The organism is Collinsella sp. OM08-14AT (assembly GCF_003438115.1).
Taxonomy (GTDB): Bacteria; Actinomycetota; Coriobacteriia; order Coriobacteriales; family Coriobacteriaceae; genus Collinsella.
The window spans coordinates 1-13,842 of sequence record NZ_QSTE01000017.1 but is presented as its reverse complement, the minus strand read 5'-3'; the positions used below and the strand labels follow the sequence as shown (position 1 = coordinate 13,842).

Below are 13,842 nucleotides of genomic sequence, written 5' to 3'. Positions count from 1 at the left end.
TCGGTATGGCCGAGGCTATCCGTGTTAACGTAATAGATGGGCCACTTTTGTGGCAAGGGGGGCCGATCTGCGGGCCAGGGTAGCTAAAAGAGCCCCGTCCCAAAAAGACTGATTGGGAGCTGGGGCGTGTCGATGCGATAGTATTACGTGGTGAAATTCGACAAACCGTGAGCTTCATCCGAGGGCTTTATGGAACAACACCAGCATAATCAGAGCCTGCAAGATCAGGCATACAACGCATTGCGCTCCAAGATCATCTATGCCGAGCTCAAGCCCGGCACGCGCCTTTCGGCGATTGGTCTGGAAAAGGAGACGGGAATCGGGCGCACGCCCATTCGCGAGTCTTTTGTGCGCTTGCGTGAGCAGGAGCTGGTGGAAACGCGTCCCAAAAGCGGCACCTATGTCTCAAAAATCAGCATGGAGCGCGCCGAGAACGCCTGTTTCTTGCGCGAGAAACTCGAGAGAAGCGTGCTCATTAAATGCTGCTCTGCCGTCACGCCCGAGCAAAAGCAGCGGCTCGAGCGGATTCTTGCCGAGTCCGAGTCGCTCGACCATAGCGAAACGCGTCGCTTTTTCGATCTGGACAACCTGTTCCATGAGACGTGTTTTGAGATTGCCGGCCGCCACATGTTGTGGGATTGGATGAAGAGCGTCAACACACATTTTGAGCGATACAACTGGTTGCGTATGGTGTCGCAGGATCTGGATTGGGAGCCGATTCGTCGGCAGCATCGCCGAATTCTCGAGGCCATTAAGAAGGGCGATACCGACGCGGCGAGCTACCTGGCAGAGACGCACCTGCATCTGATGCCCGAGGAACAGGGCCCGGTTATCGCCTTGCATCCCGACTACTTTGAGCTGTCGAAAGACTCGTCAATCTAGCCCATCGCCGCATCTGCTCGAGACACAAAAACGATGCTGCTCACCTACAGCGTTTTGCAACCGAGATTTTTAAAAAATGCCTAAAATGGCTCAGATTGCTGACAATTGGGAAACGGGGTGCGCTATGGCGCAGATGAGGATTAAGGACATTGCCGCCGAGGCGGGCGTGAGCCCGGCCACGGTCTCGCGCTATCTCAATAACCGCCCCGGGCAGATGACCGAGGAGACCCGCGCCCGCATCGCGGCTGTTATCGAGCGCACCGGCTATCGCCCACGTGCCGCCGCACGCAATCTGCGCAGCTCGCGCGCCAACCTCATCGGCGTAATCTTGGCCGACATCGCCAACCCGTTCTCCAGCGCCATGCTCGAAGGGCTTTCCGCCAGCGCCGCCGCGCGCGGCTGCTCGCTCATGACGGCCATTAGCGGCAACGACCCCGCCAAGGAAGCGGAGTCGCTCACCAGACTTATCGATGCCGGCGTGGACGGCCTGGTCGTCAACACCTGCGGAGGCAATGACGAGGCGATCGCCGCGGCAGCGGGACGCCTACCCGTTGTGCTGCTCGACCGCGATGTTGCCGATGGCGGCATCGATCTGGTGACATCTAACAACCGTGAGCTGGTCGCCGGCCTGGTAGACGCCTTGGCTGCTGCGGGCAGCGAGCGTCTGTGCCTGCTTACCGAGGCAAGCGATGACAGCCCCGTGCGTCGTGAGCGCGCTGAGGCGTTTGCCGACGAGCTCTCGCGCCGCGGCCTGGCCGGCGAGGTCGTCACCTTGGCGGACGGTGGTGCCGAGGGTGTCAGTCGCCTGGACGAGACCATCCGCGGCTATGCGGGTAAAAAGCTCGGCCTCATTGCCGTCAACGGCCTGGTCTTCCTGCGCCTGACCGAGGCACTGGCGCAGCTGGGTCCCTCGCTGCCGGCGGGCCTTAAGATCGCAACGTTTGACGATTACCCCTGGAACCACGTGCTCTTTGGCGGTGTGACCACGGCCGCGCAAGACACCCACACCATCGCCGAGCGCGTAATCGAGCGTCTGTCCGAGCGCATCGACGTCGTTACCACTACGGTGGGCGACGCCGCAAAGCTCGCCCCCAAGCGCATCGAGATCCCCGGTCACATCGAACACCGCGCTTCGACCTCGCGCTAGTCTGTGTGATATTATATAGACAATGTCATACAGGAGGTATCCATGGCTGCGTCTGTGCTGAGTGTTCGAGTGGACTCGTCAATTAAAGATTCATTTGCCGAGCTGTGCGAAGAACTCGGCATGACTTCGTCCGTTGCGGTCAATATGTTCATGAGGCAGATGTTGCGCGAGCGCTCGCTGCCGTTTGTGCCTTCACTCGGTAAAAGCTCTGCGAGCGAAAGCGCCGCAGCGGGCATTTTGGATACCGCTCAGATTGAGTCCGCCGTCCGCGAGGCAGCCAGCCCGATTCCCGCCATCAAAACCGTGATCCTATTTGGATCGTATGCCCGTGGCGAGGCGCGTGCAGATAGTGATATCGACTTGCGCCTCGAAGTCGATCGCGAGCAGGGCTTTGGTCTTTTTGCGTTGTCGGCGTTTGGCGAGGCAGTGCGCAAGGAAACCGGAAGGCAGGTGGACCTTGTCTCGAGCGATTATCTTGATGACGATCTTGCCGCGGTAATCGAGCGCGAAGGAGTGATCCTTTATGATCGCGCGTAAGTCAGACGGCCTCCGCGCCCAAGAGGTCTTGGAGGCCATCGCTGAAACGAACGAGCGCATCAAGGCTTTTGATATCACCGAGGACCAGTTTCTGCATGCGAATGACGTGCGGACGAGGGCGTTGGCGGACTCCCTTTTGATGTGCGCGCTTAGGGTGACGGAAGAAGCGGGCAAGTTGTCGGAACGCTCGCAGCGGCTTCATCCCGAAATTGAGTGGCGTGGAATTATCGGCATGAGAAATTACCTCGCGCATGATTACGGCAATGTCGACCGATCGGTTGTTTGGGATGCGGTGACGATGGAGTTTCCGGCGCTGGAACGAGCGTGTAGGCAAATTGTTTCCGAATCCGAGCGATAATCACTTGTCATACCAGCCTGTTCACACACGTTTTTTGAGCGCTTGATACGCTTTAACCCTGCGGAAACATTTTTCTGCGATAGTATCTGCGATATAGACCAGTCGAAACCCGCCCGAAAGAAAGGGGAGCGACATGAACCAGCAGAACATCGATTACGTACTCCGCTCCGTAGAGCAGCGTGATATCCGCTTTGTGCGTCTGTGGTTTGTCGACATTCTCGGCCGCCTCAAAAACTTTGCTATTAGCCCCGAGGACCTCGAGGTCGCATTTGAGGAGGGCATTGGCTTTGACGGCTCGGCCATCGAGGGCTTTGCCACGCCCGAGGAAGCCGATATGCTGGCGTTCCCCGATGCCTCGACCTTCCAGATTCTGCCGTGGCGCCCGAGCCACAACGGCGTCGCCCGCGTGTTCTGCGACGTGTGCACTCCCGATCGCAAGCCGTTTGCCGGCGACCCGCGCGATGCCCTGCGCCGCATGTTCCGCAAGGCCGAGAAGGCTGGCTATCTGCTCAACGTGGGCGCTGAGCTGGAGTATTACTACTTCCCCGACGAGCACACGCCCGAGCCGCTCGACAACGTGGGCTACTTCGATCTTTCGGTGAGCGATGCCGCTCGCGACCTGCGTCGTAACACGGTCCTCACGCTCGAGAAGATGTCCGTGCCCGTGGAGTACACCTTCCACGCCGCCGGTCGCTCACAGCACGGCATGAGCCTGCGCCATGCCGAGGCCCTGAGCATGTCCGACGCCATCACCACGGCAAAGCTCATCATTAAGCAGCAGGCCTACGAGAGCGGTTGCCACGCATCCTTTATGCCCAAGCCGTTGGCAGGCGAGGACGGCAGTGCTATGTTCCTGTGCCAGTCGCTGTTCGACCACGACGGCAACAACGTCTTTTGGGGCGAGGACGACGAGAAGTACCATCTTTCCGACATCGCCAAACACTACATGGCCGGTAGCCTGGCGCACGCGCGCGAGATCAGCGCCATCACCAACCCTACGGTCAACTCGTACAAGCGCATTACTACCGGCGGCGACTCCGTGCCGCAGTACGCCACGTGGGGCCTGCGCAACCGCGCGAGCATGATCCGCATTCCGGTCTACAAGCCCGGCAAGCAGCTGTCCACGCGCATCGAGCTTCGCAGCCCCGACCCCATGGCCAATCCGTACCTGGTCAACGCCGTCACGCTGGCGGCTGGACTCGACGGCATCGAACGCAAGCTGGAGCTCCCGCCCGAGGCCACGGCCGAGACACTCAAGCTCACCGACCGCCAGATGCTCGAGGCCGGCTACACGCCGCTGCCGCGCTCGCTTAAAGAGGCACTCGACGTCTTTGAGGACTCGCAGTTTATGAAGGATGCCCTCGGCGAGCACATCCACGGCTTCTTCCTTAAAAAGAAGCGCGACGAGTGGCATAAGTTTGAGTCCACGATCACCGAGTGGGAGATCAAGCATTATCTGGCGAACTCCTAATCGCGCTGGCTTGTTCCAGTACGATTGAGCTCATTTCTTTGGAGGCCGATATGTCCGAAAAGAGTGCCCTGTTCATGGCGCGCACGACGCGCTTCCACGAGTTTGCCCGCAGCTTGACGACCACCCTGGGCGTCGAGGTGAGTCTGGCCACTCCCGATTCGCCGACTGCGGCGCACGACTTTGACCTGCTGATCCTCGATTCCGATGGCATCCGCAGCGACCGCATCGATCAGATTGCCAAGTGGCTTGACGATCGCGGCGGTGTCCCCATGTTTGTGATCGTCGACGATGAGGCGCTCGGTACCCTGCGCCTGCCGAATCACGCGCATGCCGACTTTGTATGCCCCACGGCGACGCCCAACGAGCTTAAGGCTCGCGCGCAGCGCCTGATGGGCGAGGAGGAGACCGTCACCGCCGACGATGTGCTCAACATCGATAACCTCGAGATTAACCTCGCTACCTACCAGGTGACGCTCGATAACGAGCCCATCGACCTGACGCTGATGGAGTACTCGCTGCTGAGCTTTTTGGCGACGCACCCCAACCGCGCCTACAGCCGCGAGGTGCTGCTGCACCGCGTGTGGGGTTTTGAGTACTGCGGCGGCACCCGTACCGTCGACGTGCACATCCGACGCATCCGCTCCAAGGTGGGCCCGCAGATCGCGGCGCACATCACCACCGTCCGCGGCGTTGGCTATCTGTTTAAGGACTAGCAAGTAAATAGAGGGCAATGTGAGGGTACCGGAGATTTCTCCAGTACCCTTTTCTCGTTTAGGGCGAAAAGAAGATCTTTCACCGATTAAAAGTGTGTCAGTAAAAACAATATCAAACGTATAACACTATCTAGCAAATATCATCTAGTTACCGTATCTCCCTACTACACGGATGGAGGAAGAAATGCGTTATTCGAGAAAGGTGATTGTCGGATTCATAGTGTTGCTTGCCGCCCTGATGTCTCCAAGGTTGGTTTTTGGAGACGACGACTTGGTCCGTGTCACACCGCAAATAGCTGTGGAGCAAGCGCAAGCTTTCTTTGATGATGTATCGGATGAGCCGGTGACCGCTTGTGACCCAGTAAAAATGGTGAATTCCGATGGGGAATCAATCGGGTACATCGTTCGTGCGAAGCGGAATGACGTTAACTATGGCTACGTCGTATTTGATTCAGAGCGATCTTGGTGGATCAGCGAATACTGCTTGGCTCCGAACGCTCTTTTACCTATCGAGCGTGCAAGCGAAGAAATTGCACTCCTCGCATCCTCGGATAACGTCGTTGCGTTAAAGATTGACGAGCTAACTGTTGGCGTTGCCGACTTAGATAAAAACATTGCTTTAGACGTAAGTGGGAAAAAAGTACCAAGCAAATTGTCCTCGGGAGGTAATCGTGGCGGATCGCCGGAACAGTTCGATGACGTTTTTGTATCTGCCAAAGATTTGTATAAACAGGGGTACGTTGTTGATGCGAGCAAAACGATTTCGGGAATGATAACGCCAACACAGACAGAAGTTATCAAAGAGACGAAAACCTACGCATGCGCTGTTTCGGCAATGCTTGCAGTTAGCAGTCACTATGTGACTTTGAACCGCCTTAAATTGCCTGATTTATACTCGGAGCTTTGGAAGCTGTCGGGGACATCGGATAAAGGAACGAAATACGATCAAGCGACTGGTCTGTACTTTACTCAAGGCGGGACTTTGCCTGACAGACCCGCTCCGGCTATAAAGGAGTTTTGTGCAAGACGAGGCAAGGAGCTTGAGACGTCATTCGTTTGGTATCCGTCATGGGATTCCTTTAGGATGAATACCGACTCGGGGAATCTGAGTATTTTCTCTGGAAGGCTCCGGTCAAATGGCAGCGGGCACGCAATGGCAGTTGTGGGCTATGTGGCAATGCATAACACATACTCAAATGCCAAGAAGTACCTGCTTGTGGTTTGGAACGGACGGACAAACCAACTGCAGTTTCTTCCATATGACGTATCAATTTACACGTCTCACGATGGCACATATTGCAAGGGGTGATTGTACTCGTGAACGGCGACAAGTTCATTCGAAGGGCAATGCTCCTATTGGTTCTTTCCCTTGCCTTGGTCACTGCGGTGAGTTTGCCCCTGTTGGGGGCGATTAATGGGGGAGAAAACGACACGGTTGTTGCGATCGAAGTTCGCACTCTATCGGATGTTCATAACGGGCAATTTGAGGCGTTGATGCCAAGTGGTTGCCGCAAAAAGATCGATATGCGTCGCAAGTCAAGTTCCGGATATGTTGCAGGGTTGAAGGCAGGTGAAAAATGGATTCTAGTTTTTGTGGAAGATAAGGAACTTGATGGGACTGTTCTGTATCCCCATTCAGCCGAGAAAGCCAAATCAAGTAGACAAGGGGAATGAAGAATGATTGATAGGAAGCAGTTCTTAGGTCTGATAGCAGGAGTTCCCATTTTGATGCGAGCTGGGATGGCGGAAGCCGTGGAGCTGCCGGACGCTCGGAAGCGATTGACGCTCGTGGTTGACACGGTGGTCAGAGATGAAAATGGCAATGAAAAAACGCGAACAAGAAGCAGAGAGAGTATTTTCACGCCAGAGAGCGAAGCCGTGTCTGCTGGCGCTATGGCCGGTAATGTGATAACAATCCAGAGGGAATCAGATGAAACGTTACCGCTGCTGGCTAAGATTGAGCTTACGGTCGCTTTTTATAGCGATAAAACAGAAATTGAGATTCGTTCAGGAAGGTACTCGATAGTTCAAACCGATCCGCTCGTAATGTATGCAAACGCTTGGTATGCGCTCATGCAGAAAGATAAATATGTGATGAACTACTTCACAGAAAGCGAAGCATCATATGAAACGGGGTGGGGGCCAACGCCATACGACGCGGAGAAAGATAAGTGGACGTGCGGATCAGGCATGGGCGCGACGATTACGGACTTCATTAACGATTCAACATATAGCTTTGCTATCGACTGTTATATCGAATAGACATGACGGCATAAAACGAATTGGCCAAGAAGCATGCCATTACTTAAGCAAAGCTGAAATCTTGGCATCTAGTGCTCGGGACCGCCCAGCTTGGGGTACAACTCAACATGAACAATGATGGCCCGCCACATGTTTGGTGGGCCTTTGGTTATTTGACGAAAGGATCGCAGCTATGAGCGAGAACGATTCCCAGCGTCCCCAGGATGTTGGCAATGCCGGCGAGACTCAGCAGCAGCCGCGCGTGCAGGTGGAGTCGACGCCTGCCGACAGCAACATTCCCTATGTGCAGGCCTACGACACGCAGACCGGCCAGCCGCTGGACGGTCAGCAGGTTGTAAACAAGCACACGGTGGTCAAGACCAAGACCAAAAAGCTGCCGATCTTTATTACGGCGCTTGCCGGTTGTGCCTGCGGTGCCCTGCTGGTCATCGCGCTCATTATGAGCGGCACGCTCAACATTGGCGGCGGCAGGAACGCCGTGACGGCGGGTGCTTCGGGTTCGTCGACGCAAAAGATTTCGATCGACTCCGAGGACACCACGCTGGCCGAGGCCGTTTCTGCCAAGGCCCTGCCCTCCGTCGTTTCCATCACCGCCACTTCGAGCGGCAACCAGAATGGCTCGCTTTCTCAGTCTGCTGATGAGTCGAATAGCTCGGGCAGCGTCGGTTCGGGCGTGGTGCTCGATACCGCAGGCCACATCCTCACCAACAACCACGTGGTCGATGGTTACGATCAGTACGTGGTGACCATGGACGACGGCACCACCTACGAGGCCGAGTTTGTGGGCAACGATGCCTCGAGCGACCTGGCCGTCATCAAGCTCAAGGATGCAGACGCCTCCAAGCTCACGCCGATCGAGATTGGTGACTCCTCCAAGCTCAACGTGGGCGAGTGGGTTATGGCGATCGGTTCGCCGTTCGGCAACGAGCAGTCTGTCTCCACGGGCATCGTCTCGGCGCTGTATCGCTCCACGGCCATGAGCTCTACCAGCGGTAACACCATCTATGCCAACATGATCCAGACCGATGCTGCCATCAACCCGGGCAACTCCGGTGGTGCGCTCGTCAACGACAATGGTGAGCTGGTGGGCATTAACTCGCTTATCGAGAGCTATTCGGGCTCCAGCTCGGGCGTGGGCTTTGCTATTCCCGTTAACTACGCCAAGAACATTGCCGACCAGATCATCGACGGCAAGACGCCGGTGCATCCGTACCTGGGCGCCACGCTTTCGAGCGTCAACGCGCTCAACGCCCGCACCAACAAGCTGAGCACCGATAGTGGCGCGTATGTGGCGAGCGTCGTCGAGGACGGCCCCGCCGCCAAGGCCGGTATCCAGGACGGCGACGTCATCACCAAGCTGGGCGATGACGAGATTACGAGCGCCGATGGCCTGATCATCGCGCTGCGCAGCCACGAGGTGGGTGAGAAGGTCGAGATCACGCTCATGCGCGGCAAGGAAGAGAAAAAGGTTACCGTCGAGCTGGGTTCCGATGAGAAGCTGCAGAATCAGCAGCAGGACGACAGCGCGACCGACACCGGCAACGGCGGTATTACCGACGAGCAGCTGCGCCAGTATCTGGAGGAACTGCTGGGCAAGCAAGGGCAGGGCCAGAGTCAAGGCTACGGCCAGGGTTACTAACGAGCCACTCCACACATACCGATGCCAGAGGGGGCCGTCCCGCCAACGCGGGACGGCCCCCTCTTTTCCTATTGATCCGTTCGGGTTTTGTCAATAAGGATAGAGAAAAAAGTAAATTATTTTTATGAGGTTACAACATCGGATTGAATAAGGCGCAGTACCTTGTCGGTAAAGGTTTCCCGGCTGGTCTGGCTGAAATGGAAATAAATATCAAAGGTCGTACCGCCAACGGTCTTTACCATATCGGGTGGCGGTACGTCCGGGGCGGGTGAAGCGTTGCCGCCCGCCATCACGGGCAGGGGGATGGCCTTGCCCTCTCTGCTGGTGCTGTCGCTCCCCTCCGGGGCGGGGATGGTGCTGGTGATCGTCATGCTGGGGTCGTAGGTCATAGGCTCTCCTTTCATCATTCATCAAAGTTAATCCACGTGAGCGCCATTTTGCCGCCCACGTTGGAGTGGGGGAAGGGGAATGTATTAGTCCCCCTTTGAGGACTGTCCACAAGCCCCCTGATTGCAAGGCTTTTCAGCCTCTAAATGTCCACGCCTGCGGCGTTCCCGTTCGCTGGCAGCTTTCTTTCTCCGGCGCACATTGGCGGCGCACTCGTCACAGTATTTGCCCCGATTGGAGCGCGGCACGAACATCGCCCCGCACTCGGCACAGGGCCGCGCCTGTCCTCGGTGGAGCAAGGCGGCACACAACCCCTTGTCTGTTGGCAGGACGGCGGCGCGGAACCATTTACAGACCAGGGAATAGGTGATACTCTGGACGCAGACACAAGGCTCCCAGCCGTCATCAAGAGCAAGACAGTTGCCGCCGTCATAATTGCAGCAGTCATGCACCAGCCGCCGGACGGCTCGGTACTGCTGGTAGGTCAGTCGGGGAATGCCGTTCACCGCTCCACCTCCCGGCGTTTCTGCTGGGTCTGCTCCTGCTGGTGTATGGCAGCATCGGCGTTCCGCTTCACCTGTTGAAGCCGCCGCAAATCGTCTTGGATAGGCTTGTACTGCTCATACTCGGCTGTGTACTCCTGGTGAAGCCTCGCCTGTTCCTGTTCCCACGCATGAACGGGGATTTTACCAGCAGGGGAACGGTGCTTGTCCAGCTTCCGGCGGGCCATGTGGAACGTCCTCAACTCGTTCTCATGCTCCCTCTCGAATTTTTCCCGCTTGCCCTTCCACTTGATACCCTGCAACTCGTCATAGACGGGCTTGGTGTCTCGGTAGAGGTCAACAAGGCGAAGCAGTTCCTTCAATTCGTTCAGACGGTCACGCTTCGCTTTCATGGATGTGTTGATGGCCTCCGTTCGTTCACTCTGGGCGGCGATATGGGTCTCTAAATCTTCCAGCGTAGCGATGCCCCTCTCGGTCAGAAAATTGATGGCCTCGGCAAAACCTTTAAGATTTCCAATCCTGGCGTTGCGGCTCCATGCTCCGGCGTTCCGGCCCTCATAGTAGTCGGTCAGCAGGGCGGCAAGGGTCGGGGCCTGGGGCTTGCTCAATTCTTCTTTTATGGCCTTAATCCAATCCGTCAGGCCGGCGATTTTCTTCCGAATATCCCACAGAATGTTGTTGGCCTTTTTTATCCAGCGGTTCAGATCGCCCTTGTCGGTGGGGATGCCCTTGGCCTCCATCTGGCGGACGGCCACGCCCTCATGGACGGTGGGCAGCAGGTCAAGGCCCTGACGCTCATAGGAGCGGTGGTCGATGCGGCAGGTCAGCCCCTTTTCCTCAAACTTGGCGTTCACCATAGCGGCCCACGCCTCCCGCCAATGTTCCAGTGTTTCCGGGCTTCCCCAGTCGGTAGTGGGAACAGCGTCAAAGAGGGGCTTGCCGTCCTCTCCCATAATGCGGTTCCCGTCCTCGTCCAGACGGTAGCGGCGGCGCTGCTTGCACCCCCATTTGCCGTCTGGCTCAATGGGCCGGATGGGGCAGAGAACATGAAAGTGCGGGTTAGGAATACCGCCGTCCTCCTTGTCCGGCTGGTGGATGGCAAAGTCGGCAATCATGCCCCGGCCCACAAGCTGCTCCGAAACAAATTGCCTTGCAAGAGCGATGTTTTCCTCCAATGAAAACTCGTTCTGCAAGGCAATGTCAAAGCTATATGCAAGCTGGGCTTTCTTGCCGCGCTCGGCCTTCTCCACGGCGTTCCAGAGGGTGGCGCGGTCTTGGTACTGGTTGGGGGCCTGGGGCGGCAGGAGAATGTCTGTGCAGACCACGCCGCCCTTGTGGGCGTAGTCGCTGACCTCGCCATAGTATTCGCTATACAATTTCTCCCCGGCTCGGTAGGCGGCGGACGTGACAACAGACTGTCCCGCGCTCCGTTTGACCTGGGTAACGTGGAGATGGAACAGGGCCAATTATCCGCTTTCCTGCTGGTCAGTGGCTTGGCTCACCAGGGCGGCAACTTCCGGCAGGGAAAAGACCTTTTCCATCAAAAGAAAAAAGGCCCTTTCGCTCATGCCGCGCACCTCCGGGGCGATACTCTCCACCGCTCCGCCACGGGTGATAAGTCGGTGGTTTCGCTTCTTCCTTTCGCCTTGGGTGTAGTAGCGGATGCGGTTCTCATACCGCTGGCCTCTGTGCTGGTACTGCTCCAACTTAGCGGTGGCCTCAGCATACTCTTTCTCTAATTCTTCGCGTGACTTGTCCATCGTGTTTGACCTCCTTCTTGGCAAAACAAAAGACCGTCTACCTGCTGTGTCGGGTAAACGGTCAAGGGTAACGGTATTCGGTTTTAGCCTCGCTGGAAAGGTGCAGACGCAGAGCGGATGTACCTTTCCAGCGAGGGCGCAGGGATAGCCGCAAAGCGGCGCAAGGGGCGCAGCCCCTTGTACGGAGCGGAGCGACGCAAACGGCCCGGACTTTCGGAAGTCCGGGCCGTTTGCGTCGCAGAGCGCACGATACATGGTCGCAGACCATGTATAGAAGTGCGCCCTTTGTTCCAAAGGGATTTTATAAGTCCATCATTGATGGGAGAATTTTGTTGAACATATGGCGCACCTTATCAATCCGGGTGTTTGGGCGGCGTGGCTGAAAAACTGGTTCGCCGCTGGCGATTTGATACCCCTTCAATTCTGTTAAACAAACGCTTCTCCCGTTTGTATAAAAGGTGAGGTCATTGCGGTACTCTTGCACACAGCGGGCAGGGATTTCGCCAGTAAAAATCACCTCGCTGTTTTTAACCTGGGTCGTTTCAATACTCGCGCAATATTTTGGTGCGTCATGATAAGCTCTGGAGAGATATTCCTGCGGCGCATAGAGTGTAAAAGAAAGATATGGTTCCAATAGCTGCGTCCCCGCCTTTTTCAACACCTGCTCCAATACAATAGGTGCCAATGACCGAAAGTCTGCGGGAGTGCTGACCGGACTATAATAAAGCCCATACTCAAAACAGATTTTACAGTCCGTTACCTTCCATCCATACACGCCTTGTTCCAGACCGTAGCGGATACCATCCAATACAGCGTTTTGAAAACTCTGATTCAAGTATCCAACGGAAACTTTGCTCTCATACTGCACTCCGGTGCCAAGGGGGAGAGGGGTGACGGACAGCCCGATGGACGCCCAGAATGGATTGGGCGGCACTTCGATATGAATGGTGTGACTTACCGCTTTCAATGGCCTCTCCATATAGATGATGGTAGGTTCTTTTGCAGTTGTGTTGAGCTGATATTTTTCCACCAGAAGATCAGAGATAATTTCCAATTGTACCCGGCCCAAAAAGGAGAGAATGATCTCATGGGTCACAGCGTCTATTTCATAGCGCAGAAGCGGGTCGGTATCCGCAATTTCTGTCAAGGCGTTTAACAAGCGTTCCCTCTGTTCTGGTTTCTCTGGTGCAATTGTTGTCCGCAGCAAAGGGAGAGGATTGTCGCTCCACGTTTCACGGGGCAGCAGCAGTTTGTTTCCCAGCACATCATTCAGCCGCAAACTGTCGCAGGGTACAATGACGATCTCGCCCGCATGGGCAATCTCTGTTCGGACAATCTCACCCTTTGAGGGGATACGCATTTCCGTAATTTTCAGTTTTTCTTTCCCTGCCAAGGCTACGGAATCCCGCAAATGAAGCGTACCGCTATACAACCGCAGATAGGCAAGGCGTTGGCTCTGGTTTGCGTACTCAACTTTGAACACAGTTCCGCACAATTCAGAGCTGTTCTGCCCGGCGGGTGATTGGAATGTATCTGTGACCGCTTCAATGAGTTGTCGGATTCCCAAGTTTACCTTGGCACTGCCATGATAGACCGGAAACAGAGAGACGCTTTGGATTCTCCTGTTTTCCTCCCGCAGAAGTTCTTCTTTGTCCATTGGTTCTCCGGCAATATATTTCTCCAACAATTCATCACAGTCCGCAATCACGGTATCCCAATTCTCCAGCCCCATGTTTTCCATGATGGATATATCCGGGGAAAGCTGCACGTTCTGCTTAATAATCATATTTGCGGAGAGCTTATCTCGGATAGACTGATACACACCTGGCAGGTCAATCCCGTCCTGGTCGATTTTGTTAATAAAGATAACAGTTGGGATTTTCATTACTTGCAGAGCATGAAACAGAATACGGGTCTGCGCCTGAACGCCGTCTTTTGCAGAAACAACCAAAATCGCTCCGTCAAGAATGGCAAGGGAGCGATAGACCTCCGCTAAGAAATCCATATGCCCAGGAGTATCCACAATGTTGACCTTACAATCGTGCCACTGAAAGGAAGTGACCGCCGTTTGAATGGTGATTCCACGCTGCCGCTCTAAAAACATGGTGTCCGTTCTCGTTGTTCCCTGATCCACACTGCCGGGCGCCTCGATTGCTCCGCTGGTATATAACAGGCTCTCCGTC

General features: G+C 55.8%; 15 protein-coding genes. 10 read left to right on the top strand and 5 right to left on the bottom strand.

The features are described from left to right. Nucleotides 1-189: 189 nt before the first annotated feature. The 10 genes from DXC18_RS08900 (at nt 190) to DXC18_RS08855 (ending at nt 9,009) form a co-directional block, all read left to right on the top strand. Nucleotides 190-882 carry a GntR family transcriptional regulator gene (locus DXC18_RS08900; RefSeq protein ID WP_117583366.1) on the top strand — a complete coding sequence of 231 codons (693 nt, stop codon included), beginning with the start codon at nt 190-192 and terminating at the stop codon, nt 880-882. Between the two features lie 124 nt (nt 883-1,006). Continuing rightward, nucleotides 1,007-2,029 carry a LacI family DNA-binding transcriptional regulator gene (locus tag DXC18_RS08895; protein WP_158549297.1) on the top strand — a complete coding sequence of 341 codons (1,023 nt, stop codon included), beginning with the start codon at nt 1,007-1,009 and terminating at the stop codon, nt 2,027-2,029. A gap of 42 nt (nt 2,030-2,071) precedes the next feature. Next, nucleotides 2,072-2,566, top strand: coding sequence for a type II toxin-antitoxin system RelB/DinJ family antitoxin (locus tag DXC18_RS08890; RefSeq protein WP_117583364.1), 495 nt, complete (start codon nt 2,072-2,074; stop codon nt 2,564-2,566). Beyond that, nucleotides 2,553-2,924 (top strand): DUF86 domain-containing protein, encoded by a 372-nt coding sequence (locus DXC18_RS08885; RefSeq protein ID WP_117628961.1) that lies wholly within the window; start codon nt 2,553-2,555, stop codon nt 2,922-2,924. Before DXC18_RS08890 ends, DXC18_RS08885 begins: the two co-directional genes overlap by 14 nt. A gap of 133 nt (nt 2,925-3,057) precedes the next feature. Continuing rightward, nucleotides 3,058-4,395 (top strand): glutamine synthetase family protein, encoded by a 1,338-nt coding sequence (locus DXC18_RS08880; protein ID WP_117716929.1) that lies wholly within the window; start codon nt 3,058-3,060, stop codon nt 4,393-4,395. Between the two features lie 50 nt (nt 4,396-4,445). Then, nucleotides 4,446-5,108: a response regulator transcription factor gene (locus DXC18_RS08875; RefSeq protein ID WP_117716928.1), complete on the top strand. Its 663-nt coding sequence runs from the start codon at nt 4,446-4,448 to the stop codon at nt 5,106-5,108. A gap of 172 nt (nt 5,109-5,280) precedes the next feature. Next, nucleotides 5,281-6,417: a hypothetical protein gene (locus DXC18_RS08870; RefSeq protein WP_199412253.1), complete on the top strand. Its 1,137-nt coding sequence runs from the start codon at nt 5,281-5,283 to the stop codon at nt 6,415-6,417. Between the two features lie 8 nt (nt 6,418-6,425). Beyond that, the gene (locus tag DXC18_RS08865; protein ID WP_117716926.1) at nt 6,426-6,782 is read left to right on the top strand and encodes a hypothetical protein; all 357 of its coding nucleotides are present in this window, start codon (nt 6,426-6,428) and stop codon (nt 6,780-6,782) included. A 3-nt stretch (nt 6,783-6,785) separates the two neighbouring features. Beyond that, the gene (locus tag DXC18_RS08860) at nt 6,786-7,370 is read left to right on the top strand and encodes a hypothetical protein (protein ID WP_117716925.1); all 585 of its coding nucleotides are present in this window, start codon (nt 6,786-6,788) and stop codon (nt 7,368-7,370) included. A gap of 172 nt (nt 7,371-7,542) precedes the next feature. After that, on the top strand, nt 7,543-9,009 hold the full coding sequence (locus DXC18_RS08855) for a S1C family serine protease (RefSeq protein WP_117716924.1): 1,467 nt from the start codon (nt 7,543-7,545) through the stop codon (nt 9,007-9,009). Nucleotides 9,010-9,131: 122 nt separating this feature from the next. Here DXC18_RS08855 and DXC18_RS10610 read toward each other — a convergent pair whose 3' ends face one another. The 5 genes from DXC18_RS10610 to tet form a co-directional block, all read right to left on the bottom strand. Next, nucleotides 9,132-9,398: a transposon-encoded TnpW family protein gene (locus DXC18_RS10610; RefSeq protein WP_035300361.1), complete on the bottom strand. Its 267-nt coding sequence runs from the start codon at nt 9,396-9,398 to the stop codon at nt 9,132-9,134. A gap of 84 nt (nt 9,399-9,482) precedes the next feature. Next, nucleotides 9,483-9,902, bottom strand: a complete 420-nt coding sequence (locus DXC18_RS08845) for a cysteine-rich VLP domain-containing protein (protein ID WP_021631987.1) — start codon at nt 9,900-9,902, stop codon at nt 9,483-9,485. Then, entirely contained in the window at nt 9,899-11,365 is a 1,467-nt protein-coding gene (mobQ, locus tag DXC18_RS08840) for a MobQ family relaxase (RefSeq protein ID WP_117716923.1), read from the bottom strand. Before mobQ ends, DXC18_RS08845 begins: the two co-directional genes overlap by 4 nt. Beyond that, a complete protein-coding gene (locus DXC18_RS10485) occupies nt 11,366-11,659 on the bottom strand; it encodes a DUF3847 domain-containing protein (protein WP_021631985.1) in 294 nt (97 codons plus the stop codon). A gap of 301 nt (nt 11,660-11,960) precedes the next feature. Continuing rightward, a partial coding sequence (gene tet, locus DXC18_RS08830; RefSeq protein WP_117716921.1) for a TetM/TetW/TetO/TetS family tetracycline resistance ribosomal protection protein occupies nt 11,961-13,842 on the bottom strand: 1,882 nt, incomplete at its 5' end.

What these genes read in the sequence shown, in the direction of transcription:
- DXC18_RS08900 (WP_117583366.1), top strand. Translation starts at nt 190, where the DNA reads ATGGAACAACACCAGCATAATCAGAGCCTGCAAGATCAGGCATACAAC.
- DXC18_RS08895 (WP_158549297.1), top strand. Translation starts at nt 1,007, where the DNA reads ATGGCGCAGATGAGGATTAAGGACATTGCCGCCGAGGCGGGCGTGAGC.
- DXC18_RS08890 (WP_117583364.1), top strand. Translation starts at nt 2,072, where the DNA reads ATGGCTGCGTCTGTGCTGAGTGTTCGAGTGGACTCGTCAATTAAAGAT.
- DXC18_RS08885 (WP_117628961.1), top strand. Translation starts at nt 2,553, where the DNA reads ATGATCGCGCGTAAGTCAGACGGCCTCCGCGCCCAAGAGGTCTTGGAG.
- DXC18_RS08880 (WP_117716929.1), top strand. Translation starts at nt 3,058, where the DNA reads ATGAACCAGCAGAACATCGATTACGTACTCCGCTCCGTAGAGCAGCGT.
- DXC18_RS08875 (WP_117716928.1), top strand. Translation starts at nt 4,446, where the DNA reads ATGTCCGAAAAGAGTGCCCTGTTCATGGCGCGCACGACGCGCTTCCAC.
- DXC18_RS08870 (WP_199412253.1), top strand. Translation starts at nt 5,281, where the DNA reads ATGGAGGAAGAAATGCGTTATTCGAGAAAGGTGATTGTCGGATTCATA.
- DXC18_RS08860 (WP_117716925.1), top strand. Translation starts at nt 6,786, where the DNA reads ATGATTGATAGGAAGCAGTTCTTAGGTCTGATAGCAGGAGTTCCCATT.
- DXC18_RS08855 (WP_117716924.1), top strand. Translation starts at nt 7,543, where the DNA reads ATGAGCGAGAACGATTCCCAGCGTCCCCAGGATGTTGGCAATGCCGGC.
- DXC18_RS10610 (WP_035300361.1), bottom strand. Translation starts at nt 9,398, where the DNA reads ATGACCTACGACCCCAGCATGACGATCACCAGCACCATCCCCGCCCCG.
- DXC18_RS10485 (WP_021631985.1), bottom strand. Translation starts at nt 11,659, where the DNA reads ATGGACAAGTCACGCGAAGAATTAGAGAAAGAGTATGCTGAGGCCACC.